Origin of the sequence: Streptomyces sp. NPDC056503 (assembly GCF_042794995.1) — a bacterium.
GTDB lineage: Bacteria > Actinomycetota > Actinomycetes > Streptomycetales > Streptomycetaceae > Streptomyces.
In genome coordinates this window covers 1-26509 of record NZ_JBHTST010000122.1, presented here as the reverse complement: position 1 = coordinate 26509, position 26509 = coordinate 1, and the positions used below count along the sequence as shown (strand labels likewise).

19 protein-coding genes and 1 pseudogene are annotated in these 26509 nt (G+C 73.6%); 10 read left to right on the top strand and 10 right to left on the bottom strand.

Going from position 1 to position 26509, the window contains the following annotated elements; all coding sequences use genetic code 11:
• Nucleotides 1–174: 174 nt before the first annotated feature.
• Nucleotides 175–1473 carry an LCP family protein gene (locus ACFQ8C_RS28870; RefSeq protein ID WP_383462818.1) on the bottom strand — a complete coding sequence of 433 codons (1299 nt, stop codon included), beginning with the start codon at nucleotides 1471–1473 and terminating at the stop codon, nucleotides 175–177.
• Between the two features lie 119 nt (nucleotides 1474–1592).
• Between ACFQ8C_RS28870 and ACFQ8C_RS28865 the strand changes: the two genes are divergently transcribed.
• Nucleotides 1593–2126: an acyl-CoA thioesterase gene (locus ACFQ8C_RS28865; RefSeq protein ID WP_169093637.1), complete on the top strand. Its 534-nt coding sequence runs from the start codon at nucleotides 1593–1595 to the stop codon at nucleotides 2124–2126.
• 178 nt (nucleotides 2127–2304) lie between these two features.
• On the opposite strand, the gene ACFQ8C_RS28860 is transcribed toward ACFQ8C_RS28865, so the two are convergent.
• Nucleotides 2305–3681 carry an LCP family protein gene (locus tag ACFQ8C_RS28860; RefSeq protein WP_383462826.1) on the bottom strand — a complete coding sequence of 459 codons (1377 nt, stop codon included), beginning with the start codon at nucleotides 3679–3681 and terminating at the stop codon, nucleotides 2305–2307.
• A 273-nt stretch (nucleotides 3682–3954) separates the two neighbouring features.
• Here ACFQ8C_RS28860 and ACFQ8C_RS28855 point away from each other — a divergent pair, with 273 nt between their 5' ends.
• Nucleotides 3955–4980, top strand: a complete 1026-nt coding sequence (locus ACFQ8C_RS28855) for a glycosyltransferase family 2 protein (RefSeq protein ID WP_383462814.1) — start codon at nucleotides 3955–3957, stop codon at nucleotides 4978–4980.
• Between the two features lie 78 nt (nucleotides 4981–5058).
• Here the strand turns inward: ACFQ8C_RS28855 and ACFQ8C_RS28850 are convergent, their stop codons facing one another.
• The 4 genes from ACFQ8C_RS28850 to ACFQ8C_RS28835 form a co-directional block, all read right to left on the bottom strand.
• Nucleotides 5059–6669 carry an LCP family protein gene (locus ACFQ8C_RS28850; RefSeq protein WP_383462811.1) on the bottom strand — a complete coding sequence of 537 codons (1611 nt, stop codon included), beginning with the start codon at nucleotides 6667–6669 and terminating at the stop codon, nucleotides 5059–5061.
• A gap of 182 nt (nucleotides 6670–6851) precedes the next feature.
• Nucleotides 6852–8603 (bottom strand): LCP family protein, encoded by a 1752-nt coding sequence (locus ACFQ8C_RS28845; RefSeq protein ID WP_383462808.1) that lies wholly within the window; start codon nucleotides 8601–8603, stop codon nucleotides 6852–6854.
• A gap of 247 nt (nucleotides 8604–8850) precedes the next feature.
• Nucleotides 8851–10293, bottom strand: coding sequence for an LCP family protein (locus ACFQ8C_RS28840; RefSeq protein ID WP_383462804.1), 1443 nt, complete (start codon nucleotides 10291–10293; stop codon nucleotides 8851–8853).
• 267 nt (nucleotides 10294–10560) lie between these two features.
• Nucleotides 10561–11313 carry a TIGR03089 family protein gene (locus ACFQ8C_RS28835; RefSeq protein ID WP_383462802.1) on the bottom strand — a complete coding sequence of 251 codons (753 nt, stop codon included), beginning with the start codon at nucleotides 11311–11313 and terminating at the stop codon, nucleotides 10561–10563.
• A 137-nt stretch (nucleotides 11314–11450) separates the two neighbouring features.
• Between ACFQ8C_RS28835 and ACFQ8C_RS28830 the strand changes: the two genes are divergently transcribed.
• From ACFQ8C_RS28830 to ACFQ8C_RS28820, 3 genes are all read left to right on the top strand, one after another.
• Nucleotides 11451–12794: a peptidoglycan recognition protein gene (locus ACFQ8C_RS28830; protein ID WP_383462799.1), complete on the top strand. Its 1344-nt coding sequence runs from the start codon at nucleotides 11451–11453 to the stop codon at nucleotides 12792–12794.
• A 104-nt stretch (nucleotides 12795–12898) separates the two neighbouring features.
• The gene (locus ACFQ8C_RS28825; RefSeq protein WP_383462796.1) at nucleotides 12899–13981 is read left to right on the top strand and encodes a sugar phosphate nucleotidyltransferase; all 1083 of its coding nucleotides are present in this window, start codon (nucleotides 12899–12901) and stop codon (nucleotides 13979–13981) included.
• A gap of 213 nt (nucleotides 13982–14194) precedes the next feature.
• The gene (locus tag ACFQ8C_RS28820; RefSeq protein ID WP_383462794.1) at nucleotides 14195–15151 is read left to right on the top strand and encodes a DNA-3-methyladenine glycosylase family protein; all 957 of its coding nucleotides are present in this window, start codon (nucleotides 14195–14197) and stop codon (nucleotides 15149–15151) included.
• A gap of 19 nt (nucleotides 15152–15170) precedes the next feature.
• On the opposite strand, the gene ACFQ8C_RS28815 is transcribed toward ACFQ8C_RS28820, so the two are convergent.
• The 3 genes from ACFQ8C_RS28815 to ACFQ8C_RS28805 all read right to left on the bottom strand — a co-directional run bounded on the left by ACFQ8C_RS28815 (nucleotide 15171) and on the right by ACFQ8C_RS28805 (nucleotide 18047).
• Nucleotides 15171–16490, bottom strand: a complete 1320-nt coding sequence (locus ACFQ8C_RS28815; protein WP_383462792.1) for a coenzyme F420-0:L-glutamate ligase — start codon at nucleotides 16488–16490, stop codon at nucleotides 15171–15173.
• Nucleotides 16487–17443, bottom strand: coding sequence for a 2-phospho-L-lactate transferase (gene cofD, locus ACFQ8C_RS28810; RefSeq protein ID WP_383462789.1), 957 nt, complete (start codon nucleotides 17441–17443; stop codon nucleotides 16487–16489). The genes ACFQ8C_RS28815 and cofD overlap by 4 nt, the downstream gene beginning before the upstream one ends.
• A 94-nt stretch (nucleotides 17444–17537) precedes the next feature.
• On the bottom strand, nucleotides 17538–18047 hold the full coding sequence (locus ACFQ8C_RS28805; protein WP_383462787.1) for a cysteine dioxygenase: 510 nt from the start codon (nucleotides 18045–18047) through the stop codon (nucleotides 17538–17540).
• 673 nt (nucleotides 18048–18720) lie between these two features.
• Between ACFQ8C_RS28805 and ACFQ8C_RS28800 the strand changes: the two genes are divergently transcribed.
• The 3 genes from ACFQ8C_RS28800 to ACFQ8C_RS28790 all read left to right on the top strand — a co-directional run bounded on the left by ACFQ8C_RS28800 (nucleotide 18721) and on the right by ACFQ8C_RS28790 (nucleotide 24541).
• Complete coding sequence (locus ACFQ8C_RS28800; protein ID WP_015033978.1) at nucleotides 18721–18984, top strand: WhiB family transcriptional regulator; 264 nt, start codon at nucleotides 18721–18723, stop codon at nucleotides 18982–18984.
• A gap of 242 nt (nucleotides 18985–19226) precedes the next feature.
• A complete protein-coding gene (locus ACFQ8C_RS28795) occupies nucleotides 19227–23012 on the top strand; it encodes a glycosyltransferase (protein ID WP_383462784.1) in 3786 nt (1261 codons plus the stop codon).
• Entirely contained in the window at nucleotides 23009–24541 is a 1533-nt protein-coding gene (locus ACFQ8C_RS28790; RefSeq protein WP_383462782.1) for a DUF5719 family protein, read from the top strand. The genes ACFQ8C_RS28795 and ACFQ8C_RS28790 overlap by 4 nt, the downstream gene beginning before the upstream one ends.
• 241 nt (nucleotides 24542–24782) lie before the next feature.
• Here the strand turns inward: ACFQ8C_RS28790 and ACFQ8C_RS28785 are convergent, their stop codons facing one another.
• Nucleotides 24783–25247, bottom strand: a complete 465-nt coding sequence (locus tag ACFQ8C_RS28785) for a metallopeptidase family protein (protein WP_383462824.1) — start codon at nucleotides 25245–25247, stop codon at nucleotides 24783–24785.
• 309 nt (nucleotides 25248–25556) lie between these two features.
• Between ACFQ8C_RS28785 and ACFQ8C_RS28780 the strand changes: the two genes are divergently transcribed.
• Together ACFQ8C_RS28780 and manB are read left to right on the top strand one after the other, a co-directional pair.
• The gene (locus ACFQ8C_RS28780) at nucleotides 25557–25988 is read left to right on the top strand and encodes a DUF3499 domain-containing protein (RefSeq protein WP_383462821.1); all 432 of its coding nucleotides are present in this window, start codon (nucleotides 25557–25559) and stop codon (nucleotides 25986–25988) included.
• Between the two features lie 237 nt (nucleotides 25989–26225).
• Nucleotides 26226–26509 (top strand): annotated as a pseudogene (gene manB / locus ACFQ8C_RS28775) (phosphomannomutase/phosphoglucomutase); the annotation flags it as partial.

Below are 26509 nucleotides of genomic sequence, written 5' to 3'. Positions count from 1 at the left end.
AGGCACCAACCAGGTCCAGCGCATCGTCATGGCCCGCAACCTCCCCTAACCCACCGGCCTGCCCGGCCCCCGGCCGACACTCCTCCCGGGCGCCGGCGGCCGTGATTCACCGTCTTCGCCGTTGCGCGCGAACGGCCGGCGCCCGGGAGGAGCGCCGGCCGGGGGGCGGGAAGGTCAGCGGTCCGACGTGACCGTGACCTTCTCGTCGTTCTTGATCTGCTCGACGAGCTGCTTCACCTTCGTCATGTCCCACTTCAGCGAACCCTGCGGGGCGCTGCCCGCGAGCGGCATGTTCATGGACTTGCCGTCGCCGCCGCTGATGCCCTTCATCGCGAAGAACATCTTGCCCAGGTCGTACAGGGACATGTCCTTGTCGACGATCAGCGTGTCCAGGCCGGCGCCGAGCGTCGGGTACAGCGCGAACGGGTTGAGGATCGTGCCCGGCGTCGCCGCCTGGTTCGCGAGTGCGGACAGGAACTTCTGCTGGTTCTTGGTCCGCGCCAGGTCCGATTCGGCGAAGGCGTACCGGGTGCGGACGAAGGCGAGGGCCTGCTCGCCGTTGAGGGTCTGCTTCCCGGCCTGGAAGTCGGCGCCCGACTTCTTGTCCTTGAAGCCCTTGTCGATGTTCAGCTCGACACCGCCGAGCGCGTCCACGATGTTCGCGAAGCCGGCGAAGCCGATCTCCGCGTAGTGGTCGATCCGCAGCCCGGTGTTGAACTCGACGGTGCGCACGAGCAGTTCGGGCCCGTCCATCGCGTACGCCGCGTTCAGCTTGGAGCCGCCGCGGGCCGGGTACGCCTTGCCGGACTCGGAGCCGACGAAGTTCGGGATCGTCACCCAGGAGTCACGCGGCAGCGAGATCATCGTGTTCCCGCTGGAGCAGGCGGCGAGGATCATCATCGAGTCGGTCCGCTTGCCCTCCGCGGAACCGGTGTGCAGCTTCTTCTTGTCCTCGGCCGTCATGCCCTCGCGGCTGTCGGAACCGACGATCAGGTACGTCGTGCAGTCGCCCTCGGCCGGCCGCTCGATGACCTTGGACAGGTCGACCTCGTTGCGCATCTGCGAGCTCGCCCACGCGTACGTCCCGACGCCCCACGCGAGGACGCCGACGACCAGCACGATGGATCCGATCTTGATCCGCTTGCGCCAGTCCGGCGCGGGGCCGGTCGGCCGGGCGCCGGTACCGGAAGGTCCCCCCGGACCGCCGGGACCACCGTGACCGCCGGGACCGTGACCGCCGCCCTGGGGGGAGCCGTACACCTGCCCGCTGCTGTACCCGGAGTCGTACCCCGTGGCCCGCGCCTGAGTGAAGTTCGGGTTGTACGCCTGACCCTGGTCGTATCCCTGACCCTGGTCGTACGCCTGCCCCTGGTCGTACCCCTGCTGGTACTCCGGAGACTGCGGACCCTGCGGTCGTCTCTGCACGTGCCGCATGGGGCGGGCGCCCTCGGGCTGCTCAGGCCAGTCATTCATGCGGACCAGTGTGCCGGTCCGGGCTTTCCGGGCGACAGGCCGGGTGGAAAATAGGACCGGTGCTGTTGCGAAGCTGATGCAAAGCGGACAACGCCGATACCCGGCATAAGGTGGACGACATGACAGAACCGGCCGGCATACCCGGCAAGCCCACCTCGGCCTCCCGCACCACCCTCAGCCACATCATGACCAGCCACGACACCAACCTCCTCGGCACGGTGCACGGCGGCGTGATCATGAAGCTGGTGGACGACGCGGCGGGCGCCGTCGCCGGCCGCCACTCCGGCGGCCCGGCCGTGACCGCCTCCATGGACGAGATGGCGTTCCTGGAGCCCGTCCGCGTCGGCGACCTCCTCCACGTGAAGGCCCAGGTGAACTGGACCGGCCGCTCCTCCATGGAGGTGGGCGTACGCGTCCTGGCCGAGCGCTGGAACGACACCACCCCCGCGACCCAGGTCGGCTCCGCCTACCTCGTCTTCGCCGCCGTCGACGGCGACGGCAAGCCCCGCACGGTCCCCCCGGTCCTCCCGGAGACGGAGCAGGACAAGCGGCGCTACCAGGAGGCCCAGATCCGCCGCACCCACCGTCTGGCCCGCCGCCAGGCCATCAAGGAACTCCGCGAGCGCCGGGCCGCCGAGGGCTACGAGGACTGAGCCCCGCGGCGGGCCCGCGCCCCGCGCGACACCGGAGCCCCCGAGCCCAGGCCCAGGCCCAGGTCCCGGCCCGAGCCCAGGCACCGGCCCGAGCCCACGCCCAGGCCCACGCCCAGGCCCACGCCTGAGCCCACGCCCAGGCCCGAGCCCAGGCCCGGACCCGCGGCCCCGGCGGCGGTCACGGACAGACCACCTGGTCCCCGGTCACCGCCTCGAACGGCCCGCGCGCCGGCGCGGCCTCCGCGCGCACCGCGGTGACGCCCTCGTAGTCGGCGCCCACGGTCACCCGCAGCGTCCCGCCCCGCTTCGGCACCGCCTTCAGCTCGGCCCCCGGCAGGGCGGCGGCCAGGGACTTCGCGGACCGGTCCCAGCGGGGGTCGTACTCGATGAGGGTCCGCTTCGGTTCCCCCGCGCCCGTCAGGGGCGACCGGGTCGTGTCGAACCCCGTCCCCCGCAGCGCGTCGTCCACCTTCCGCCCCAGGCCGTCGATCCGCGTCCCGTTGTAGACCTGCACCCGCACGTTCCTCGGCGCCACGTCCACGACCACGGCCTTCGGCTTCCGCACGGCGGCGGCCTCGGGACGCGACGCCAGCGGCCGGTCCTCCCGCACCGCCGCGAACAGCCGCTGCGCCTTGGCCGCGTCCCACTTCACCGTCGACCCGATCCCCTTCACGGGGAAGTCCACGTCCCCGATCGGCACGGACACGAACTCCGAGGAGGCCGGCGTGAACCCGCGCATCGCCTTCGCCAGCGCCAGCAGCTGGTCCGTACCGAACTCCTCGTCGGCCCGCACCGACCCGAGCAGGGTCGTCGCCACCTCCCGGAACCGCACCGGGTTGAACAGCACCCCGCCGCCGGTCAGCCGGTCCACCAGCGCCGCCAGGAACTTCTGCTGCCGCTGCATCCGGCCGATGTCCGCGGCCCCGTCGATGTGCCGGGAGCGCACGTACTGGAGCGCCTGCCCGCCGTCCAGCTCGTGCGTGCCCGCCGCCAGCCGCAGCCCCGTGTACGAGTCCTTGACCGGCTTCGTCGTGCAGATCTGCACCCCGCCGACCGCGTCCACCGTCCGCATGAAGCTGGTGAAGTCGACCTCCAGATAGTGGTCGATCTTGACCCGGGTCATCGCCTCCACGGTCCGCACGGTCAGCGCGGGCCCGCCCTCCGCGTAGGCGGCGTTCAGCTTCACCGGGTGCGCCTGGTGCTTCCTGCCACTGTTCTGGTCGGTGTGCTCGGGCAGCTCGGCGTACGAGTCCCGGGGCAGCGAGACGACGCTCGCCCGGTCCCGGTCCTCCGAGATGTGCACCAGGAGCACGGTGTCCGTGCAGTGGCAGGGCGCCCCGCCGAGCCGGTACTTCCGCTTCTCCTCGGGCGTGATCCGGTCGCGCCCGTCGGTGCCGACGACGAGCACGTTCATGCCGGTCCCGGCCTGCGGCCGGTTCTTCATGTCCTTGAAGGGGTCCACCCGCGTGATCCCGGTGTCGAGCCCGGTCACCACCGCGTGCCCGATCCCGCCGGCCGCCAGCACCACCACGGACAGCGCGGTCGCCATCCGCATCCCCCAGCGGGGGCGCCGCCGGGGCCGCCGCCGCACCGGGGCGGGACCGCCGCGCCGGGGGCCGGCCGGCCGGCCGGGGACGCCGGAGGCGCCGGGAGTGCGGGGCGGACGGGGCGTGCGGGGCGGTGTGGGCACGAACGGACACCTCCGCGGGTGTGACCGGGTGAAGACAGGGGGACCGTGAGCACCGTAGGCCCATACGATCAGCCGGTAGGGTCACCGGACCCGGTGGCGCGCGCCGCTGTCCCCCATTCGCGGTAACGTGACCCGTTGATGAACGCCACGCCCCCCGTATCTGTGATCATGCCGGTCCTCAATGAGGAGCGGCATCTGCGCAACTCGGTCCGCCACATCCTGGAGCAGGAGTACGACGGCGAGATGGAGGTGGTGATCGCGCTCGGCCCGTCCACGGACCGCACCGACGAGATCGCCGCCGAGCTGGTACGCGAGGACCCCCGGGTCCATACCGTGCCCAATCCGACCGGCCGCACCCCCGCCGCCCTCAACGCCGCGATCAAGGCGTCCCGCCACCCGATCGTCGTACGCGTCGACGGCCACGGCATGCTGTCGCCGAACTACATCGCCACCGCCGTCCGCCTCCTGGAGGAGACGGGCGCGCAGAACGTCGGCGGCATCATGCACGCCGAGGGCGAGAACGCCTGGGAGGACGCGGTCGCCGCCGCGATGACCTCGAAGATCGGCGTCGGCAACGCGGCCTTCCACACCGGCGGCCAGGCCGGCCCCGCCGAGACCGTCTACCTCGGCGTCTTCCGCCGCGAGGCGCTCGAACAGCAGGACGGCTACAACGTCGAGTTCATCCGCGCCCAGGACTGGGAGCTGAACTTCCGCATCCGCGAGGCGGGCGGCCTGATCTGGTTCTCGCCGGAGCTGCGCGTCCAGTACCGCCCGCGGCCCTCGGTGAAGGCCCTGGCCAAGCAGTACAAGGACTACGGCCGCTGGCGCCACGTCGTGGCCCGCTACCACGCCGGCTCCATCAACCTCCGCTACCTGGCCCCGCCGGTCGCCGTCTGCGCCATCGCGGCGGGCCTGGTCGTCGGCGCCACCCTCACCCCGCTCGGCTTCGTGATCCCGGCCGGCTACCTCGCCGCGATCACCGTCGGCTCGCTCCCCGCGGGCAGGGGCCTCCCCCTGAAGGCCCGCGTCCGGATCCCGGTGGCCCTGGCCACCATGCACATGTCCTGGGGCTTCGGCTTCCTCACCAGCCCCCGCTCGCTCGCGAAGAAGGTCATCGCGAGCCGCCGCCCGGCGGTCAGGGCGGGCAGGACCGAGACGGTCTGACGCCTCCGTCCCCGTACGAACGCCGACGGCCGGGCCCCTCACCACGAGGAGCCCGGCCGTCGCCGTCGACCGGACGGGTCAGCTCTTCCCGTCCCACTTGTAGACCGAGTAGACGTCCATGCAGGCCGCCTTGTCGTCGGCGCCCTCGGGCAGGTCGCCGGCCTCGTCCACCTTCTTCTCGTACGTGGTGCCCTCGCGCCAGTCCGCGCCCACGACCAGGGTGATCCCCTGGATCGACGCGTCCGCGCGGACGGTGGAGGGCGGCAGGCCGAGCGCGGCCGCCACGGACTCCGCGTCCGCCCGGCCCTGGTCGCCGGCCGCCTTCGGGTAGGCGACGACCGTGCCCTTGCTGGGCTTGGGGTCCTTGGAGGTCCCGGCCTGGGTGAAGCCCTTCCCGGCCAGCGCGCCGGAGATGTCCTTGGCGCGTCCCTCGACGGCCGGCTCGTCGTTCCCGGCGGTGCCGTTGACGACGGTGACGGCGAGCGTCGCGGGCGCGGCGGCCGTCTTCTTCGGCTTGGCGTCCGCCTTCGGCTTCGCGGGCGCCTTGTCACCGTTCTTGTCGAGGGCGACGTCGTCCCGGAGCATGTTCCAGATCTTCTCGGCCGCCGCGGACCTCGGCTGGAGCCAGGCGTCCGGGTTCTGCGGATAGGGATCCGTCGGGATGGTGACCGTGGACAGCCGGTCGACCTTCACGTGCTTCAGCTGCATGCCGAGGTCGAAGAGCTTGGCCACGGTGTCGAGCCCGTCGGAGACCTGGAGCGCCTTGGTGCCGGTCTCCGCGAGGCCCATCAGCCGGCCGGTGTCGGTCCAGGCGTTCTGCTGCTGGAGCTTCTTCAGCATGCCGTTGAGGTACATGTGCTGGGCCTTGGCACGGTTCTGGTCGCTGCCGAAGGCGTGCCGGGTGCGCAGCCACTGGAGGGCCTGCTCGCCCTTGACCTCGTGGGTGCCCTCGGGCAGCTTCAGCCCCGATCCGCCCTTGACCCTGGCGGTCGACCGGTCGTGCACACCGGTCGTGACGCAGACGGGGACGCCGCCGACCTCGTCGGCCATCGCCACCACGCCCGCGAAGTCGACCATCATCCAGTGGTCGATGTAGGCGCCGGTGAGCGTCTCCCAGGTGGTGAGCGTGCACCCGGGCCCGCCGCGCGCGAGCGTCTCGTTGATGGGACGGTCGCTGGTGCCCGGGTACGGCGTGCCGTCCTCGCCCTTGCAGTCGGGGATCTTCACGACGGTGTCGCGCGGGATGGAGATCAGCGACGCGTTCTGCCGGTCGGCGGAGACGTGCAGCAGCATCTGGACGTCGGCGAGCGCCGGACGGTCCTTGTCCTTGCGGCTGCCGCCCAGCGCGATGTTCTTCTCGTCGGCCCGGCTGTCCGACCCGATGAGCAGGATGTTCAGCGGCGTGTCGCCCAGCGCGTTCGGCGGCGCCTTCTTCACGCCGCTCTCGCCGCCGGCGCGGCCGCCGCTGCGGATGTTGCCGTTCAGGTGCTCGTAGTACGCGTAACCGGCGCCGGCCGTGCCGAGGATCAGCACGGACACGCCGATCGCCGACCAGCGCAGCACCTTCCGTTTGCCGGCCTTCTTGGCCTGCCGTCGCGCGGCCGCCCGTCCGCCCGCCGTGTTCGCGGCGGAGTCGTCGGTGCCGTCCGCCCCGCGCCGTCGCGCGGCGCGGCCGGCCTGAGCCGGCACGGCGGCAGGGTCCGGCTCGCCGCCGGCGCCGGTGGCTTCACCCGCGCCGTGCAGCTCGTCGTCCCAGCCCCGTTCTCGGGCGTGCGGAACGCTTGGTTGCGTCCCCTCCCGTCGCACGCTGTTCTGTCCCACCCCAGGTCCCCTCTTCGGTCAGGCGCGCGCCGGACTCCGGTGTTTCCGGGTCACTTCGCGCACACCTGCTTGTCCGCTGCTACTTTCTCCAGATCCTTCGGCGCCTTTGCCGGTCCGGTGATGGGCACCCCCGCGCCCTTGAAGTCCGAGCCGAGGACGAGCGTCATGGGCTCGCGCTCCCCGGCGTCCGCGGTGCCCTGCTTGAGCGCCGTCGCGGGCAGGCCCATCATGTCCGCGAGCGCGCGGGCCTGATCGGCCTGGTTCGGTGCGTATTCCAGGGTCGTCTTCGCCGCCTTCTCGGGGGCGTTGCTCTTGTTGGTGGAGCGCAGGACGCCCTGCTCGTTCTGGAGCCAGTTGAGGGTCGCCTGGGCCGCGCCCTGGATGCCGCTGCCGTTGTAGACGTCGACGCGCACCTCGGCGGCGGTGGCCCGCTCGCCCTCCAGGAGCGCCGCCTGGGCGTTCGCCTGGGCGCTCTTGGCGGCCTGCTCCTTCTTCTTCACCTCGGTGAGCGAGGTGTCGCTCTGCAGCATCGCGAAGAGCTGCGGCGCCTTGGTCGGGTGCGGGACGACCGTCGCCTTGATCTTCTCGGCGGGGTTGTCGACGACCGGCAGCGTCGCGAACGCGATGTTCTTGGTGTCGATCCCCGCGAGCTCGCCGGCCAGGTCCTGGAGCTTGGTGAGCGACCCTATTCCGGCGTCGACGGTGAGCGCGCTGGTGGCCGCGTCGGCGAGGTCGTACAGCTTGCCCGGGTCGGTCAGCGTGTCGTCGGACTTCATCTGACGGATCATCGAGCTGAGGAACTGCTGCTGGACCTTGATGCGGTCGAGGTCCGACTCGTTGCCGAAGCTGTGCCGGGTGCGGACGAAGGCGAGGGCCTGTTCGCCCTGGACGACCGACTCGCCGGCCGGCAGCTTCAGGTGCGACTTGGGGTCGTCGACGGCCTTCTCGACGCAGACCTTCACGCCGCCGACGGCGGTCGTCATCTCCTTGACGGCGTTGAAGTCGGCCATCATGAAGTGGTCGACCTCGACGCCGGTGAGCTCCTCCACGGTGCGCATGACGCAGCCGGGGTCGCGGCCGTTCTGGCCGAGGCTCACGTTGAAGCGGACGTCGGACTCGGCGGGGATCGTCTTGATCTCCTTGCCGTCCTTGACCTGGCACTCGGGGATGTTCGTCTTCAGGTCGCGCGGGATCGAGAGCGCGGTGGCGTTCGACCGGTCCTTGGAGACGTGGAAGAGGATCGTGGTGTCGGCGTGGCCGGGGCTGTTCTTGTCGCCGTAGCCCGCGTTGCCCGCGCCGGTCCGCTTGTCGGTGCCGATGAGCACGATGTTGAAGGCCTCGCCCTTGCGGAAGCCCGCGCTCTTGTTCTTGCCGACGACCTCGACGACGTCGAGGTTGCTGTTGAGCTTGTTGTAGAGGGCGTACACGCCGACCGCCCCGCCCACCAGGACGAAGGCCATCGTGCCGCCGGTCCACAGCAGGACCTTCTTCTTGCGGCTGGCGCCCTGCTTGCGCTTGCGGCGGCTCTGCGGAGGCACGCGTCCGCCACGGTCCGCGGCGGGCTCGGTGTCGGTGTCGGCCGGCCGGCGCCGTCTCTGCCCGGGAACGGGAGCCTCGGCCGGGGCGGTTGGCCGGGCCGCGGAGCGGGTACTGGAACCGGTGGTACCGGAGTGGGATCCACCGGTCGGCGACTGCCCAGCGGAGTGGTCCAGTCGCAGTTCGTAGTTGCCGGTCTGCGGGTTGAGCACCCACTGGTCGGCGGGGTCGATCTCGTCCGCCCGTCCACGGCTGTGCGCGTCCACGGTTCCTGTCCTCCGTCGGTGCCACGCGGGGCGCCTCCCCCTGTGGGCGCCACTCGGTCGTTCGATCCTTGGCTGAGTGCGACCACGCGGTCGGGTGCACCGGATCGCGTCACACTATCCGCCCAGTTCAGCGCGGGGCGACGTCAGTGACAAATTCCACGCCCCTTACAACTGGGCAATTTGCTCAAAGCACATCACCCGTCGCCCCTCCCTTGGGTACCGCTTTACCCATTCACCTCCGAAGCCGCTAGGAGCACACCCCTTCGGCGGCGTTCCGCCCCGTGAAGGTCGGCGTCGAACTCGGCGCCGGCGTGTCCGCGTCGTCGGGCTTCCCGTCGGAGGATGCGTCCGCACCCCCTTCCGGTTCCGCCGGGGTCACCAGGACCGGTTTGTCCTCGCGGAGTTGACGGAAGAGCTCACTCGCGGCGGGCTGCACCAGTTCGTCCCTATTCGCGTTGTACGCGTACGGGCGCCGCGGCACCGTGAGGAACTGCACCTTCTCCGTGGGGATCGCCCGCATCGTGCGCGCCAGGTCGTACAGGTCCCGCAGGGAGTCGAGCCCCGGATCCGTCGTGATCGACTTCGTCGCCGCGTCCAGCACCGGGTACAGCTTCGCCGGGTTCAGCAGCACCCCGTTGCTCTGCACCTTGTTGACCAGCGCGCCCAGGAACATCTGCTGCCGGTCCATCCGCGCGGTGTCACTGCCGTTCCCCAGCGACTTCCGGGCCCGGACGAAGCCCAGCGCCTGCTCCCCGTTGAGCGTCTGCCGGCCCGCCGGCAGCTTCAGCTTGGCGTCGCTGTCGTCCACCGGCTCCTTCAGGCAGACCTCGACGCCGTCCACCGCGTCCACCATCTTCTTGAAGCCCCGGAAGTCGATCACCATGTGGTGGTCGACCCGGATCCCGGTCAGCTTCTCGACGGTGCGGATCGTGCACGCCGTCCCGCCCCACTCGAACGCCCAGTTGAACTGCGCCAGCTGCTCCCGGGTCCGGCCGCCCCCCTCGGTCCTGGCGCAGCTCGGGATCGTCACCATCAGGTCCCGGGGGATCGACACGGCCGTGGCCCCCGACTCGTCGGCCGCCAGGTGCAGCAGGATCACGGTGTCCGAGCGCTGGGTGCCCTTGTCCCGGCCGTACTTGCGGTTCTCCTCGCCGGAGCGGGTGTCCGAGCCGATCAGCAGGATGTTCCGGGCGGCCGACACGACGGCCGCCGGGCGCTCCTTCTCGTAGCGGCGCAGCTCGTCCGCCGCGGTGGTGTCCGTGGTGATGTTGCCGTCGAGCTTGCGGTAGAACCACCAGCCCGTCCCGGCCGCGCCGAGCAGCACGACGGAGACCCCGAGCGCGGTCCACCGCAGCCAGTGCCGCCGCGACTCGGCGGGCGCCCCGGAGCCCTCGTCCCCGGCATCCCCGGCATCTTCGGGATCCCCGGCATCTTCGGGATCCCCGGCATCTTCGGGATCCCCGGGAACTTCGGGATCCCCGGGAACTTCGGGATCCCCGGGAACTTCGGGATCCCCGGCATCTTCGGAACGCCCGTCGCCGGAACCCCCGGCATCCCTCGGCTCCGTGGAATCGGCGGACGCCGCGGAGCCGACGGAGTCCGCCGATCCCGTCTCCGTCTCCGTCTCCTGCTCCCGCCGCTGCTCCGGTTCCGGGTCCGGTTCGGCGGGCGTGCCAGCGCGGTCCGTCACGTCGTCAGTCCGTCCTTCGGGGCGTCTCGGGCGGGTCGGGCACCCGGCGTTCGCTGAAGGAGACGGCCGAGCCCGACACGGGGTTGTACGGAGGAGACGACTCCCCCCGGGCCGATCATGTACCGGACTCGCCGCGCGGTCGCGGGTACGCGGCGCGTCGGTCGGCCGAACGGGTGCAACGGACGCGCGAACGCCACGGCCGGGCGCGCCCCGCGAGCCCGCGAACGTCCCGCGAGCCCGCGAACGTCCCCGGGGCGCCCCGCCCCGTCAGAGCGCCGTCGCCGTGACCCGCTCGCTCTCGATGCGCTTCTCCAGCGACTCCGGCGCCAGCTCGCCCAGGTGCCGGCAGAGCACCACGGAGCCGCCCGCGGCCAGGGGCGCGTACAGCCCGGCCGACAGTCCCTCCCAGGAGTCGTACGGCAGCCCGGCCAGCAGCCGCGAGCCGGGGCCGAGCCCGAGCCGTGCGGCGTCGAGCCGGGCCTGCGTGACGAGCTGTACGCCGCTGCGTTCCGTACCGTCGACGACGAGGGCCGGCGCGTCCGCGTCCACCGGCGCGTACGGCGCGAAGCGGTCGCCCTGGCCCGGCACCTCGACCGCGTAGTCCGCGTATCCGGAGGGCGGGGCGGGGAAGCGGCGTCCCAGCGGCGCCAGCGAGAGCGCGACCCGCTCCCCGGAACAGGCGAGACCCGCCTCCAGCGTGTCCGGCCCCGCCACCACCAGATCGGCGGCCGCCGGATCGCCGCCCAGCTCGGCCGTCACCCCGACGGAGGAGCAGGCGAGCAGCCAGACGGCGGTCTGCCAGTGCGCGGGCAGCAGCAGCGCGAGCCGGTCGCCGGGCTCGGCGGACAGTTCGCCCTGGAGCAGGTTGGCCGTCTTCGCCACCCAATTGGCGAAGGTGGCGACGGACAATTCCACCCGTTCACCGGTGGCGTCGTCGTAGTAGGTGACCAGAGGGCGGGCGGGGTCCGCGGCGAGCGCGGATCGCAGCAGGTCGGCGGGGGTGCGGTCGCTGGCGTTCACGCCGCACAGGGTACGCGGGCCGGCGCGCCGTCCTGGGCCGTACCGGTGACGGGGTCCTCCGGTCGGCCTGACGCGCCGTCGGTCTCCGGCCGCCCTCCCGGCGCGCGGCGCGTCCGCCCGCTGCCCACGATCGGGCCATGCGTGCCTCACTCGCCTCCCCGATCGCCGTCGCCTGCGCGGCCGCGCTCGCCCTGCCGGTCACCCTCGCCGCCCCCGCGACGGCCACCGCGCGCCCGGCGGCGAACGCCCTGCCACCGGTCCAGGACGAGCTGCCGGGCTCCACCCAGTCGCTGCCACTCCGTCCGCTGGGCGCCTCCGTCCGCACCTTCGGCGCGGACCCGGGCGCGGCGGCCGAGCAGGGCCTGGCCCGACGGGACGTCAGACCCTTCTCGCTCGTCGGCGTGGTCTGGGACGACCCGGCGGCCGCCCTGCACGGCACCGTCCAGGTCCGCACCCGGGCCGCCGCCGACGGCGTCTGGTCGCCGTGGCAGGACGTGGAGACCCACAACGACGAGCACGGGGCCGACCCGGGATCGGCCGAGGGCGCCGGCGGCACCCTGCGCGGTTCCACCGCACCGCTCTGGGTCGGCGACGCGGACGGCGTCGAGATCCGCGTACGGGCGGAGGAGGGCGCCGGGGGGACGGTCCCCCTGCCGGCCGGGCTCCGCCTCGAACTGGTCGACCCGGGCGAGGCCCCCGCGGCACCGCCGCCCCGGACCCGGACGGCGGCCCCGCCGGCCGCCCTGACGGCGGCGGAGGCGGCCGCGAGCGGCGCCAACAGCCGGCTCGCGCCCTACGGCACGACGGTCATCCCGGCCGCCGACCCGGCCCTCGCGCCGGAGGCGGCGGAGCCCGCGGCGCCCAAGCAGCCGTACATCGGCCCCCGGCCCAAGATCATCACCCGTAAGGGCTGGGGTGCCGACGAGAGCATCCGGGAGAAGGGCTTCGTCTACACCAGCACGATCAAGGCGGCCTTCGTCCACCACAGCGCCACCGGCAACAACTACCAGTGCAGCGAGGTCCCCTCCGTCCTGCGCGGTATCTACCGCTACCACGTCAAGAGCAGTGGATGGCGTGACTTCGGCTACAACTTCGCCGTCGACAAGTGCGGAAACATCTACGAAGGCCGGGCCGGGGGAGTGGCGAAACCGGTCCTCGGCGCGCACACCCTGGGCTTCAACACCAACAGCATGGGCGTCGCCGTCCTCGGCACCTTCACCAGCACCACCCCGCCGGCCGCCGTGGTGACCGCCGTGGCCCGCCTGACGGCCTGGAAACTCGGGCTCCACGGCATCGACCCCAAGGGCACCCAGACCCTCGTCTCCGGAGGCGGAAACCTCTACACGAAGGGCAGGAAAGTCACGTTCCACACCATCGCCGGACACCGCGACGGATTCGCCACGGAGTGCCCCGGCGGCCGGCTCTACAACAAGCTCGGAACCGCGCGGACCTCATCCGCGAAGTACCAGGGAAGGCTCTGATGGGGGCACGGAGGCAACCATCTGCATAAACTGACCGGTCATATCGCACGGACGACCGAGACGGGCGCGCTGACCGGCCCCGAAGCAGGAAGCAGAGACGACAGGTGACAGAAGCGATCCTCCTGGTCGGTGGCAAGGGCACCCGGCTGCGACCGCTCACGGTCAACACGCCCAAACCCATGGTCCCGGCGGCCGGCGTCCCCTTCCTGACGCACCAGCTGGCCCGGGCCAAGGCCGCCGGCGTCGAGCACATCGTGCTCGCCACCTCCTACCTCGCCGAGGTCTTCGAGCCGCACTTCGGTGACGGCTCCGACCTCGGTCTGAGCCTGGAGTACGTGACGGAGGAGGAACCGCTCGGCACCGGCGGCGCGATACGCAACGTCGCCTCCCGCCTCCACTCGGGCCCCGACGAGCCGGTCCTCATCTTCAACGGGGACATCCTCACCGGCCTCGACATCCGCGCCCTGGTGGCCACGCACGCCGACTCCGGCGCCGACGTCTCCCTCCACCTCACGCGCGTCGAGGACCCCCGCGCCTTCGGTCTGGTCCCCACGGACGAGACCGGCCGCGTCACGGCCTTCCTGGAGAAGCCCCAGACGCCCGAGGAGATCGTCACCGACCAGATCAACGCCGGCGCGTACGTCTTCCGGCGCTCGGTCATCGACTCGATCCCCACCGGCCGTCCGGTCTCCGTCGAGCGCGAGACCTTCCCGGAGCTCCTGGCCTCCGGCGCCCACCTCCAGGGCATGGTCGACTCCACCTACTGGCTGGACCTCGGCACCCCGCAGGCCTTCGTCCGCGGCTCCGCCGACCTGGTCCTCGGCCGCGCCCCCTCCCCGGCCGTCCCCGGCCGCTGCGGCGACCGCCTGGTCCTCCCCTCCGCCCGGGTGGCCCCCGACGCGAAGCTGACGGGCGGCACGGTGGTGGGCGCGAACGCGACGGTGGGCGAAGGCGCCCGCGTCACCGGCTCCACCCTCCTGGCCGGCGCCGTGGTCGAACCCGGCGCGGTGATCACCGACTCCCTCGTGGGCGCCGGCGCCCGCATCGGCGCCCGCTCGGTCCTCACGGGCGCGGTGATCGGCGACGGCGCCCAGGTCGGCCCCGACAACGAGCTCCGCGACGGCATCCGGATCTGGTGCAACGCCCACCTCCCCGCGGGCTCGGTCCGCTTCAGCTCGGACCAGTAGCCGGAACGGGGGCGGGACCCACCCCGTCCCCCACCGGCGCCCCGTCCCCCACCGGCGCCCCGTCCCCCACCGGCGCCCCTGCCTTCCAGGGGCGCCCCCGCCTTCCGCCGGCGTCCCGCGCTCCACCGGCGCCCGCCTTCCGCCGGCACCCCGCCCTCCGGCAGCGTCCCGCGCCCGCCGGTGCCCCGCCCCCGCCCGGCTACGCTCGTACCCATGGCCGGCCGCTTCGCCCCGAGACCCGCACCCACCCGCACCACCACCCGCGGCGGCGAGGTCTCCGCGCCCACCGCCGGGGCGCTGGACCTCGGCCTCACCCTCGGTCCGCTCCGCAGGGGCCCTCACGACCCCACCTTCCGGGTCACCGACGACGGCTCGGTCTGGCGGGCCAGCCGGACGCCGGAGGGCCCGGGCACGGTCCGCGTACGGGTGCTCGGGGGCGAGGTCACGGCCGAGACGTGGGGCCCGGGCGCGGCCTGGCTCGACGACCACCTCCCGGCCCTCCTCGGGGCCGAGGACGACCCCGCCGCCTTCGTCCCCCGCCACAGGCTCCTGTTGGCGACCCACCGCCGCCGCCCCGGCCTCCGCCTCACCCGCACCGGTCTGGTCCTGGAGTCCCTGATCCCGTCGGTCCTGGAACAGAAGGTCACGACGACGGAGGCGTACGGCTCCTGGCGCCGCCTGGTCCGCCAGTACGGCGAACCGGCTCCGGGCCCGGCCCCCGAGGGCCTCTGCGTGATGCCGGACGCCCGCACCTGGACCAGGATCCCGTCCTGGGAGTGGCACCGCGCCAACGTCGACGGCAAACGCGCCGCGACGATCGTCCGCGCCGCCCGCGTGGCCCCCCGCCTGGAGGAGGCGGCCCTCATGCCGGGCCCGAAGGCCCGTGAACGCCTGGAACTGGTCCCCGGCATCGGCCCCTGGACCTCCGCCGAGACCATCCAGCGCAGCAACGGCGCCCCCGACGAGGTCACCACCGGCGACCTCCACCTCCCCGGCATCGTCGGCTGGGCCCTGGCGGGCGACCGCGACGCCGACGACGCGGCGATGCTGGAACTCCTCGCCCCCTACGCCGGCCAGCGCCACCGGGCCGCCCGCCTCGTCCTGCTCAGCGGCCGGACCCCGCCCCGCCGGGCCCCCCGCCGGGCTCCCCACGACATCACCCGCCTCTGAGGCGGACGGACGGAGCGCGTCAGCGCACCTCGAAGAAGTCCGAGGCCACCCGGCCCGGCCGTTCCCGCGGCGCCGCCGCGGGCCGCCCGATGGCCACCGCCCCCATCGGGTCCCACTCCTCCGGCAGCCCGAGCACGTCCCGTACGACGTCCCGGCAGAACATCGTGGAGGAGACCCAGGCCGAGCCCAGCCGCTCACCGGCCAGCGCGACGAGGAAGTTCTGCACGCCCGCGCCGGCCGCGACGACGAACATCTCGCGTTCGGCGGTGTCGCGGCGCGGGTCGCCGTAGGGGTGGGAGCCGTCCGTGACGAGGCAGGGGACGGCGAGGTAGGGCGCGTTCCGCAGCACGTCACCGCGCCGCACCCGCTTCGCGATGGACTCCTCGGACTTCCCGTCCCGCCGCAGGTCCGCGATCCAGGCGTCCCGCATCGCGTCGAGCAGCCGCAGCCGTGACCCGGCGGACTCCAGGAGGACGAACCGCCACGGGGTGGTGTGGTGCGGGGCGGGCGCCGTCACGGCCGCGGCGACCGCGCGCCGTACCGCCCCGGGGTCGACGGGGTCGTCGGTGAACTCCCGTACCGTCCGGCGCAGCGTCACCGCCTCCCGTACGGCCTCCGAGGTGCCCAGCCGGAACATGTCGTCCTCGGCGGACCGCACCAGCGCCCGCGCCCCCGGCTCCTCGTCCCCGCCGACCACGTGCGGCAGCCCGCGCACGACGGCGACGGGCACGCCGGTGGCCTTGCCCTTCACCAGGTCGCCCGCGGCGGCGAGTTCGTCGGCGGTGGCGACGACGGTGACGTTCAGCTCGTTGCCGTGGGAGTCGGTGACGCCCCGCAGGTCGTCCAGGACCCGCACGCCCGCCGCGCCGATCGCCACGTCGGTCAGTCCGGCGCGCCAGGGCCGCCCGAAGGTGTCCGTGACGACGACGCCGACGTCCACGCCCAGCGCCTCGCGCACCCCCTGCCGGATCCGGCGCGCCGACGCGTCCGGGTCCTCCGGCAGCAACAGCACGGTCCCGGCGGGGGTGTTGGACGCGTCGACGCCGGCGGCGGCCATGACGAGACCCCGCCGGTCCTCGACGATGCGCAGGGCGCCGCGCCGCGCCACCACCCGCACCGTCTCGGCGTCGATGGCCTCCTCGCGGTCGTCGGCGGCGACGATCCGGCCTTCCGCCTTGCTCACGATCTTGGAGGTGACGAGCAGGACGTCCCCGTCCTCCAGGCCGGGGGAGACGGACGCGATCAGCTTGGCCAGGTCGTCCCCGGGCGCCACCTCGGGCAGCCCGGCAAGCCCCCACACCCGGTACGAGGGCACCGCCGGCGCCGGGTCCGCCGTCACCCGCGGACCTCCTCGGCCAGCGTCAGCGCCGCCCGCGCCATCTCGGCGGTCGCGTCCACGTCGGTCATCATCAGCGGCACGGCCCGGCAGGCGATGCCGGCCGCCTCGACGTCCGCGACGGAGCCCGCGTCCACGGTGTCCACCAGCCAGCCGTCGACGAGGTCGGAGCCGTAGTGGCGGGCCACGGCCGCCGCCGTCGACTCGACGCCGACCGCCGCGAGCACCTTGTCGGCCATGCCGCGCACGGGCGCGTCCCCGACGATGGGGGAGAGGCCGACGACCGGCGCGGGGGCGGCCGCGACCGCCTCGCGGATGCCGGGGACGGCGAGGATGGTGCCGACGCTGACGACGGGGTTGGACGGCGGGAAGAGGATGACGTCGGCCTCGGCGATCGCCTCCAGGACGCCCGGCGCGGGCTTCGCCGCCTCCGCGCCGACCGGCACGACGGCCTTCGCGTCGACGGAGGCGCGCAGCTTCACCCAGTACTCCTGGAAGTGCACGGCCCGCTGCTCGCCGTCGACCTCGATCGCCACGTGCGTCTCGACGCGGTCGTCGGACATCGGCAGCAGCCGTACGCCCGGCTGCCAGCGGGCGCAGAGCGCCTCGGTGACGGCGCTCAGCGGGTAGCCGGCGCCGAGCATCTGGGTGCGGACGATGTGGGTGGCGAAGTCCTTGTCGCCGAGGCCGAACCACTCGGGTCCGACCCCGTACGCGGCCAGTTCCTCCTTGACGGCGAAGGTCTCGCCCTCGCGGCCCCAGCCCTGTTCCTCGTGGATGCCACCGCCGAGGGTGTACATCACCGTGTCCAGGTCGGGGCAGACCTTCAGCCCGAAGAGATGGATGTCGTCACCGGTGTTGCCGACGACCGTGATCTCCGCGTCCGGGACGGCCTGCTTGAGACCGCGAAGGAAACGGGCACCACCGATGCCACCGGCCAGAACCACAATGCGCATGCGGACAGTGTGTCAGCAGCGGTCCGGTCCCCCGAGGGGTGGTGGCCGGGGACCGGCGGCGCCTCCCGCCGGCGGCCGGGGAGGGGCGGGCCGGTCAGGCGGTGACGGTCTCCCGGCCGGCCGGGGCGCAGCGGCCCTGGTACGACTCGTGCATCGGCATCTCCGTCAGTCCGGGGAAGTAGACGTGGAGGCTGACGACGGGCTCCAGGGAGTCGTTGACGACCTCGTGGACGTATCCGGGCGCGAAGACCCGCTGCGTGCCGGCCCGCAGGGTGCGCACGCCCCGGTCCGTACGCTCCGTCAACTCGCCCTGGAGGACGGTGAGGACGCCGGAGGAGCGGCCGTGGTCGTGGAGGCCGCTGCCCTGGCCGGGCACCCAGGAGAGCAGCCACACCTCGTAACCGGGCCCGGTGCGCAGCCGGTGGTACCAGCGGGTGGTGGCGTCGTACTCGACGTGCGGGGCCCAGCGGTCGCGGTCGGCGGCGAGCTCGCGGGCGAGACCGGCGAACTCGGCGACGGTGACGGGGTGCTCGCGCTCGGGCTGGAGCAGGTGGGGGACCTCCATGAGGTCCCCGGCGATCTGAAGGTCACTGTCCATGTTCATGGGTGGGGTGGTTCCTCAGCAGAAACGAAGATGCGGTGGGGGGTCACGGCCCGGGGGGCGTACAGGTGACACGGGTGACGCAGGGTGACGCTGGGGGGAGCGGCCGGAGCTCGGGGGCATCAACAGCCGGAACAGCAACAGCAACAGCGCGCCTGGACAGCGCGGCGGAACCCACGGGCGTGGGTCGCGGAGGGCGCTGAGGTCGCTGGCATGCCACCAAAGTGGCCGGAGGGGCACCCGACTGTCAACTCAATGCCCGATTTGGGGGTAATGTTTCACCTCATCCGGTTACCGTGCCCGGAGAAAGGTTTGTTCAGCCCCGGACCAGGCAACATGGCGCAACAGTCGTGCCTGTGGGTACGGCCGCGGCGGGCACCGTCCGTGATCGGACTGTGATCCGGATCGCTTCCCTGGCTGGATCGCAACAAGATCCATGCCCCGTACGTCCTTCTGGACAGAGGCACGACACCACCGGGTCCGCCGGTGGCATGTGTCACGTTTTTGGTGATTTGAACACTTTCCGCATAGGCTTGGTTCCGCAGAGTGAATACGGGGCCCAATAGCAGATCTCGGCTTGACTCGCACAGAGCACGAACTTGTAATTTCACTCGTGTCGTTCGGCCGTTGCGATCACGGCGACATCACGGGACGCAGAGACAGACGAGGGGCGCAGATGACCGAGTTGTTCCAGGAACTGCTGGTCGAGGACGCGGACGAGGAACTCGGCTGGCAGGAGCGCGCGCTGTGCGCCCAGACCGACCCCGAGTCCTTCTTCCCCGAGAAGGGCGGCTCGACCCGAGAGGCCAAGAAGGTCTGCCTCGCCTGCGAGGTCCGCTCCGAATGCCTGGAGTACGCGCTCCAGAACGACGAGCGCTTCGGCATCTGGGGCGGTCTCTCCGAGCGGGAGCGCCGCCGCCTCAAGAAGGCCGCCGTCTGAACCGGCGAGCGGCCGGAAACAGACCCCCACGAAGACCCCCGACGGTCCGTCCCTGTGCACGCCACAGGAGGCGGACCGTTTCGCGTACCGCGCCCGCGCCCCGCTCCGTCCTCCCCGGCGTCGTCCACAGGCCGTCGTCCACAGGGGCGGACCCCTCCCGTCGCAGCCGTTAGTGTGGGCCTCCGTCCGAGACGCTCCCCACGCCCCCCGCGGGCGACCCCGGCCGGAGGGCCCGTAGCTCGATGTCCTCAACTCCTGAGTTCCCCAGGCACGTCGTCACCGCCGTGCTCGTCACCCACGACGGAGCCCGCTGGCTGCCCGACGCGCTCTCCGGGCTGCTCGCCCAGGAGCGCCCGGTGCAGAGCGTGATCGCCGCCGACACCGGCAGCGCCGACGAGTCCGCACAGCTCGTCGCCGAAGCGGTCGGCGCCGACCGCGTCCTGCACCTCGCGCGCCGCACCGGCTTCGGCGCCGCCGTCGACGAGGCCGTCCGCACCGCGCCCCTGCTCGGACCCGAGGACCTGCCCTACCTCAAGCGCCCCAGCGGCTGGGACCCCGTCAGCCGGACCTGGAACGACGAGGCGTACGACCTCCCCGACCTCCCGCACGGCGAACCCGTCCAGTGGCTCTGGCTGCTGCACGACGACTGCGCCCCCGAGCCCGGCGCCCTCGCCGAACTCCTGCGCGTCGCCGACTCCGACGCGTACGCCGCCGTCATCGGCCCCAAGCTGCGCGGCTGGTACGACAGGAAGCAGCTCCTCGAAGTCGGCGTCACCATCGCCCGCAGCGGCCGCCGCTGGACCGGCCTCGACCGCCGGGAGCAGGACCAGGGCCAGCACGACCAGATCCGCCCGGTCCTCTCCGTCTCCACCGCCGGCATGCTGGTCCGCCGCGACGTCTTCGAGGAGCTCGGCGGCTTCGACCGCCGCCTGCCCCTCATGCGCGACGACGTCGACCTCTGCTGGCGCGCCCACTCCGCGGGCCACCACGTCCTCGTCGCCCCCGACGCCGTCCTGCGGCACGCCGAGGCCTCCGCCCGCGAGCGCCGCTCCGTCGACTGCGCCGGCCGCACGGCCGCCAGCCCGCACCGCGTCGACAAGGCCGCCGCCGTCTACACGCTGCTGGCCAACACCCCCGGCCGCGCCCTCCCCTACGTCCTCCTCCGCCTCGTCCTCGGCACCGTCCTGCGCACCCTCGGCCTCCTCGTCGGCAAGGACCCCGGCCAGGCCGTCGACGAGATCATGGGCCTCCTCGCCACCCTGCTGAGGCCCGAGAAGATCCTCGCCGCCCGCAAGCGGCGCAAGCACTCCGAGGTCCCGCCGGCCGAGCTCCGCCCGCTCTTCCCACCGCCCGGAGCCACCCTCCGCGCCGCCGCCGAACAGCTCGTCTCCCACTTCGGCGGGGACGAGGCGGACTCCGGCTCCCGCCACGGCGCCGTCGAGTCCGGGCCCGGCGGCGACGACGCCGACTTCCTGGAGATCGAGCAGTTCGCCCGCCTGAAGAAGGTCGCCCGCAAGCCCGGGCCGGTCCTCTTCGCCCTCCTCCTCGTCGTCTCCCTCGTCGCCTGCCGCAACCTCTTCGCCGGCGGCTCCCTCGCCGGCGGCGTCCTGCTGCCCGCCCCCGACACCGTCTCCGACCTGTGGGGCCGCTACGCGGACGCCTGGCACACCCTCGGCGCCGGCGGCACCCAGAGCGCCCCGCCCTACCTCGGCATCCTCGCCGGACTCTCCGCGCTCTTCCTCGGCTCCACCTCCACCGCGCTCACCGTGCTGCTCGTCTGCTCGGTCCCGCTCGCCGGCTTCACCGCCTACTTCGCCGCCCGCGGCCTCGTCGGCTCCCGCCTCCTGCTCGCCTGGGGCGCCATCGCCTACGCCTTCCTGCCCGCCGCCACCGGCGCCCTCGCCACCGGCCGGCTCGGCACCGCGATCCTCGCGATCCTGCTCCCGCTGATCGCCCGCGCCGCCGTCGCCGCCCACGGCTTCAACCGCCCCGACCGCGGCAGCTGGCGCGCCACCTGGGCCTACGCCCTGCTGCTCACCGTCACCACCGCGTTCACCCCCGTCGTGTGGCCGCTCGCGGTCCTCCTCGGCATCGGCGTCCTCGCCGTCCGCCGCGACGACATCACCGCGTACGGGCTCCGCTTCCTCGCCGCCGTCGGCACCCCGATCCTGGCCCTGGCCCCCTGGTCGCTCACCCTGCTGACCACCCCCTCGGCCTTCCTCCACGAGGCCGGCCTCGACCTGCGCACCGGCACCGCCTCCGCCGTCGACCTGCTCGCCGGCAGCCCCGGCGGCCCCGGCACCACCGGCGGAGTCCTCCTCCTCGGCCTGGTCCTCGCCGCGCTCGCCGCCCTCCTGCGCGAAGAGCGCCGCCTCGCCGTGCTCACCGCCTGGACCGCCGCCCTCGCCGGCCTCCTCTTCGCCGCCCTCGCCAACGGCGCCGACGGCACCGGCTGGGCCGGCCCCGCCACCCTCGTGTACGGCTCCGCCCTCATCGCCGCCGGCATGCTCGGCGCCGAGGGCGGCCGCACCCGCGTCGCCGCCCACGGCTTCGGCTGGCGCCAGCCCGTCGCCGCCCTCATCGCCCTCGCCTGCGCCCTCGGCCCCGCCGCCGCCGCCGTCGGCTGGATGATCGGCGGCGCCGACGGCCCGCTCAGCCGCCGCGACCCCGTCCAGGTCCCCGCCTTCGTCGCCGAGGAGAGCGGCCAGGAGGACCAGCCCCGCACCCTGGTGCTCTCCGGCACCGGCCCCGGCGCGGTCGACTACACCCTGGTCCGCGGTTCCGGCGCCCGCCTCGGCGACGCCGAGCTGACCGCGACCGCCGAACCCGATCCGCGCCTCGACTCCGTGGTCGCCAAGCTCGTCGCCGGCTCCGGCGCCGACCAGACCCAGGAACTCAGCGCCTTCGCCATCCGGTACGTGCTGGTGAAGGACGGCTCACCGCGCCAGATGAGCCGCGTCCTCGACACCACCCCCGGCCTCTCCCGGCTCAGCCAGCTCGACGGCGCCGCGCTCTGGCGGGTCGACCGCGAGATCGCCCGCGTCATGATCGTCCCGCCCGCCGCCAAGACCGGCGCCACGGCCGACACCCTCCCCGTCCCCGTCCCCGCCGGGCCCGTCGAGGCCCACGCCGACGTCCCCGCCGGCCCCGCCGGCCGCGTCCTGCGCGTCGCCGACCGCGCCGACGAGGGCTGGACCGCCACCCTCGACGGCACCGCGCTCACCCCCACCACCGTCGACGGCTGGGCCCAGGGCTTCCAGCTCCCGGCCGGCGGCGGCCGCCTCGACCTCACCTACGACGAGCCCTTCGCGCACACCGTCTGGATCTGGACCCAGCTCGGCCTCGCCGTCGTCCTGGTCGTCCTCGCCCTGCCCGGCCGCCGCCGCGAGATCGACGACGACCTGCCCGAGGAGGAGACGGCCATCCCGGCCCAGGCCACCGAAGGCGACGGCCGCCGCGCCCGCCGCCTGCGCGCCGCCGCCGAGGCCGAGACCGCGGCCGAGGCCGCCGCCGAAGCCGACTCCACCGAGGCCTGGCCCGACGCCCCGGACACCGACCACCAGGCCGCCCCCGCCGCCGCCATCCCCGGCCAGCAGACCGCCGAAGCGGACGAGTGGGACACCGCGGGCCAGGACCCGGCCTACGCCCAGCAGCAGTACGCCCCCGCGTACGACCAGCAGGGCTACCCCCAGGAGTACGCCGACCCGTACCAGCAGCAGGCGTACCCGTACCCCCAACAGGGCTACGACCAGGGCCAGGACTACGACCAGGGCCAGGGCCACCAGGGGTACGACCAGGGCCAGGGACAGGGTCAGGGTCAGGGTTACGACCAAGGCCAGGGCTACGACGCCTACCCCGCCACCCAGGGCTACGACCAGGGCCAGGGGCGGGATTACGACCAGGGCCAGGGTTACGACCCCCAGAACCCCCCGGCGTACGACCCCTACGCCGGCTACGACTACGGCTACCCCCAGGGCGGCCAGGCCCACGAGACCGAGCAGCGTCCCGACGGGAGCAGCAACCAGTGAAGCGCCCCACCCTCTCCCTGATCGCGGTCGCCACCGCCCTCGCCGCCGTCACCGGCTTCGCCGCGCTGACCGCCCCCGGCGAACCCGCCGCGGCGTCCGCCGGCGCCGCGCCGCAGGCGGCCCGACTCCCCGTCGAGCGCACCAGCCTGCTCTGCCCCGCCCCCAGCTCCTCGGAGATCGCCGAGACGCTCACCACCTCGTACACCCCGCCCGGCACCGCCGCCCCGGCGTCCGCCGGCGGCGCCGGGGCCGCCAAGCCCACCGCCGTCCTCGGCGTCGCCAAGAACCCGGCCGCCCCGGCCGCCAAGAAGGCCCAGGCCCCCAAGGCCCCCGCCACCGTCACCGCCCCGGGCAAGCCCGTCGCCTCCGAGGCCGACGGCGCCGTCACCCACGGCCTCACGGGCACCGCCACCGGCACCCTCGCCCCCGGCTGGACCGTCCAGCAGACCACCCTCGTCCCGGCCGGCGCCGCCCGGGGCCTCCTCGGCGTCAACTGCTCCGCGCCCGACACCGACTTCTGGTTCCCGGCCGCCTCCACCGCCAAGGGCCGCGCCGACTACGTCCACCTCACCAATCCCGACGACGGCATCGCCGTCGCCGACATCGAGCTGTACGGCCCCGAGGGCGAACTGAAGACCTCCATCTCGCAGAGCGGCGTCGAGGTCCCGCCCCACTCCACCGTCCCCGTCCTCCTCGGCCCCCTCCTCGCCGAAGGCGCCCAGGAGAACCTGACGGCCCACGTCACCACCCGCTCGGGCCGGGTCGGCGCCGCCCTCGGCTCGGCCACCGACGGCGTGGGCAGCGACTGGCTCTCCGCCTCCGCCGACCCGACGGCCCGCGCCCTGCTCCCCGGCATCCCGGCCGACGCCACCGGCGTCCGCCTCGTCGCCTTCGCCCCCGGCGACTCCGACGCCGACCTGAAGATCCAGCTGGTCACCACGGCGGGCACCATCGTCCCCGCCGCCGCCGAATCCCTGCACGTCAAGGCCGGCATGACCGCCTTCGTCGACCTGCCGGACCTCACCCGGGGGGCCGCCGCCTCCCTGCTGCTCACTCCGACCGACCCCAAGAAGCAGGTGCCCGTGGTGGCCGCGCTCAAGGTCGTCCGAGGCAAGGGCTCGGCCACCGAGATGGCCTTCATCCCCGCCGCCGCCCCGGTCACCGCCCGCGCCACCGTCGCCGACAACCGCGCCAAGGGCACCGCCCTCACCCTCACCGCCCCCGAGGGGGCCGCCCAGGTGAAGGTCACGGCCTCGGCCGGCACGGAGGGCGGCAGCCCCGCCACCCGGACGGTCTCCCTCAAGGGGGGCACCACGACCGTCCTCACCGACCTCGCCCCGAAGGGCGTCAAGGGCTCCTACGCACTGACCGTCGAACCGGTCGCGGGCGGCGGACCGGTGTACGCGGCCCGCACCCTGACCGTCGCGGAGGACGGCATCCCGATGTTCACCATCCAGACCCTGGTGGACGACCGGGGCACGGTCCAGGTCCCGACCGCCCGCCAGGACCTGACGGTCCTCGACGACTGACGGCCCGCCGGTACGGGCTCCCGCACGCGAGGGCCCGTACCGGCGACCGCGGACCCGTACCCGCCCGCACGGCCCCGGACACCGACCCCGGCCCTGCCCGGACGCGCCCCCCGTCCTGCCCGGACCCGGCCTCAGTCCTGCCCGGACGCGCCCCCCGTCCTGCCCGGACCCGGCCTCAGTCCTGCCCGGACGCGACCCCCGTCCTGCCCGGACGCGACCCCGGCCCTGCCCGGACCCGGCCTCAGTCCTGCCCGTACCGGGGATCGACCGACTCGGGGGAGAGCCCGAGCAGCTCGGCGACCTGCTCCACCACGACCTCGTGGACCAGCAGCGCCCGCTCGTCACGGCTCTTCGACCGGATCTCGACCGGCCGCCGGTAGACGACGACCTTCGCCGGCTCCTGCTTCTCGGCCGGCACCGACCCGCCCAGCGGCACCGTCTCGCCGGAGACCACCGGAGGCACCTCCATGATCATGAAATCGACGTCCTGGAGCTGCGGCCAGCGCCGCTCCAGCCGCTCCACCGAGTCCAGGACGAGATCGCGGAAGGTGTCCGCACGGCTCACGGACAGCGGGACCTGCGGCGGCGCGACCGGCCCCCGCATCCCACGGCCGTGCCGGTCGCGTCGGCGGACCCGCGGCTCGGCCGGCGGCTCCCCGGAGTTCCGCGGGGAGCCCGGCTGGCCGGGCGGCACAGGAGTGTCCATCACTGACGCAGCGTAACTCTCCTGGGTCACTCCGCACCGTGGCGAGGACCCGCCGATCGGCGCGTCCGACCCCCTCCGCACCCCACCCCCGCCCGATCCCCTGTCCAAACCTGAACATTCCGGCCGTCCCGAGGAACGATTCGGCACCCGCTCGCGATCGGCCATCTGGCCGCGCCTGACCGGATTCCTTTCTCTCCCTGTCCGGATCGCCCCCCGTGCCACCCCCCTTGCGCCCCCTCCACCGCAGGTCAGAACGGGCACCACTCGAACGGGGGTGGCGGACGTCACACCGCGACACGGTGGAGTGACCTGGGGGAGAGTCGTCGCGGCCCGGTCAAGAGTGCGGTACCGTCCAACGTCGTGAGCCCTGTACGTCGCTGTTCGCGCACCGCGTGCGGCCGCCCTGCCGTCGCGACACTGACGTACGTCTATGCCGACTCGACCGCGGTCCTCGGCCCGCTCGCCACCTACGCCGAGCCCCACTGCTACGACCTGTGCGCCGAGCACAGCGAGCGCCTCACCGCCCCGCGCGGCTGGGAGGTCGTGCGGCTCTCCGACGCCTCCGCCCCCACCCGCCCCAGCGGCGACGACCTCGAAGCCCTGGCCAACGCGGTCCGGGAGGCGGCCCGCCCCCAGCAGCGCGCCGCCGAGGCCGGCAAACCCGGCACGGGCCGGGGCGGCGACCCCATGGAGGTCGGCCGCCGCGGACACCTCCGGGTGCTCCGTTCCCCCGACAACTGACCCCGGTCCCACCGACGGCCGCGCGGCGGGGACGGCTCCCGCCCGCACCCGCCCGGCACCGGCGGCCCCCTCCGGCCGCACCCGCGACGTCCCCTGGCCCCACCGGCGACAGGCCCCCGGGCCGGACGCGGCGTCCACAACCGGCCACCGGCCGCGTGTCCCACCCCCGTCCCGGGTAGTTTGGGCGTTCCGCACACGCGCCGCACACGCGTGCCGAGAACTCAGGAGGGTGGATCCGTGACTGCCGATCTGTCGCAGATCGTGAAGGCGTACGACGTTCGCGGGGTGGTCCCGGACCAGTGGGACGAGGAGCTCGCGGAGCTGTTCGGTGCCGCTTTCGTCCGGGTGACGGACGCCGACGCGATCGTCGTCGGCCATGACATGCGTCCCTCGTCGCCCGGTCTCTCGGATGCGTTCGCGCGGGGTGCGGCGCGTCTGGGTGCCGATGTCACGCTCATCGGGCTGTGCTCCACCGATCAGTTGTACTTCGCTTCCGGCAGTCTTGGTCTGCCCGGTGCGAT

What these genes read in the sequence shown, in the direction of transcription:
- ACFQ8C_RS28870 (WP_383462818.1), bottom strand. Translation starts at nt 1,473, where the DNA reads ATGAATGACTGGCCTGAGCAGCCCGAGGGCGCCCGCCCCATGCGGCAC.
- cofD (WP_383462789.1), bottom strand. Translation starts at nt 17,443, where the DNA reads ATGCGCATTGTGGTTCTGGCCGGTGGCATCGGTGGTGCCCGTTTCCTT.
- ACFQ8C_RS28855 (WP_383462814.1), top strand. Translation starts at nt 3,955, where the DNA reads ATGAACGCCACGCCCCCCGTATCTGTGATCATGCCGGTCCTCAATGAG.
- ACFQ8C_RS28820 (WP_383462794.1), top strand. Translation starts at nt 14,195, where the DNA reads ATGGCCGGCCGCTTCGCCCCGAGACCCGCACCCACCCGCACCACCACC.
- ACFQ8C_RS28865 (WP_169093637.1), top strand. Translation starts at nt 1,593, where the DNA reads ATGACAGAACCGGCCGGCATACCCGGCAAGCCCACCTCGGCCTCCCGC.
- ACFQ8C_RS28860 (WP_383462826.1), bottom strand. Translation starts at nt 3,681, where the DNA reads ATGCGGATGGCGACCGCGCTGTCCGTGGTGGTGCTGGCGGCCGGCGGG.
- ACFQ8C_RS28800 (WP_015033978.1), top strand. Translation starts at nt 18,721, where the DNA reads ATGACCGAGTTGTTCCAGGAACTGCTGGTCGAGGACGCGGACGAGGAA.
- ACFQ8C_RS28805 (WP_383462787.1), bottom strand. Translation starts at nt 18,047, where the DNA reads ATGAACATGGACAGTGACCTTCAGATCGCCGGGGACCTCATGGAGGTC.
- ACFQ8C_RS28830 (WP_383462799.1), top strand. Translation starts at nt 11,451, where the DNA reads ATGCGTGCCTCACTCGCCTCCCCGATCGCCGTCGCCTGCGCGGCCGCG.
- ACFQ8C_RS28785 (WP_383462824.1), bottom strand. Translation starts at nt 25,247, where the DNA reads ATGGACACTCCTGTGCCGCCCGGCCAGCCGGGCTCCCCGCGGAACTCC.
- ACFQ8C_RS28795 (WP_383462784.1), top strand. Translation starts at nt 19,227, where the DNA reads ATGTCCTCAACTCCTGAGTTCCCCAGGCACGTCGTCACCGCCGTGCTC.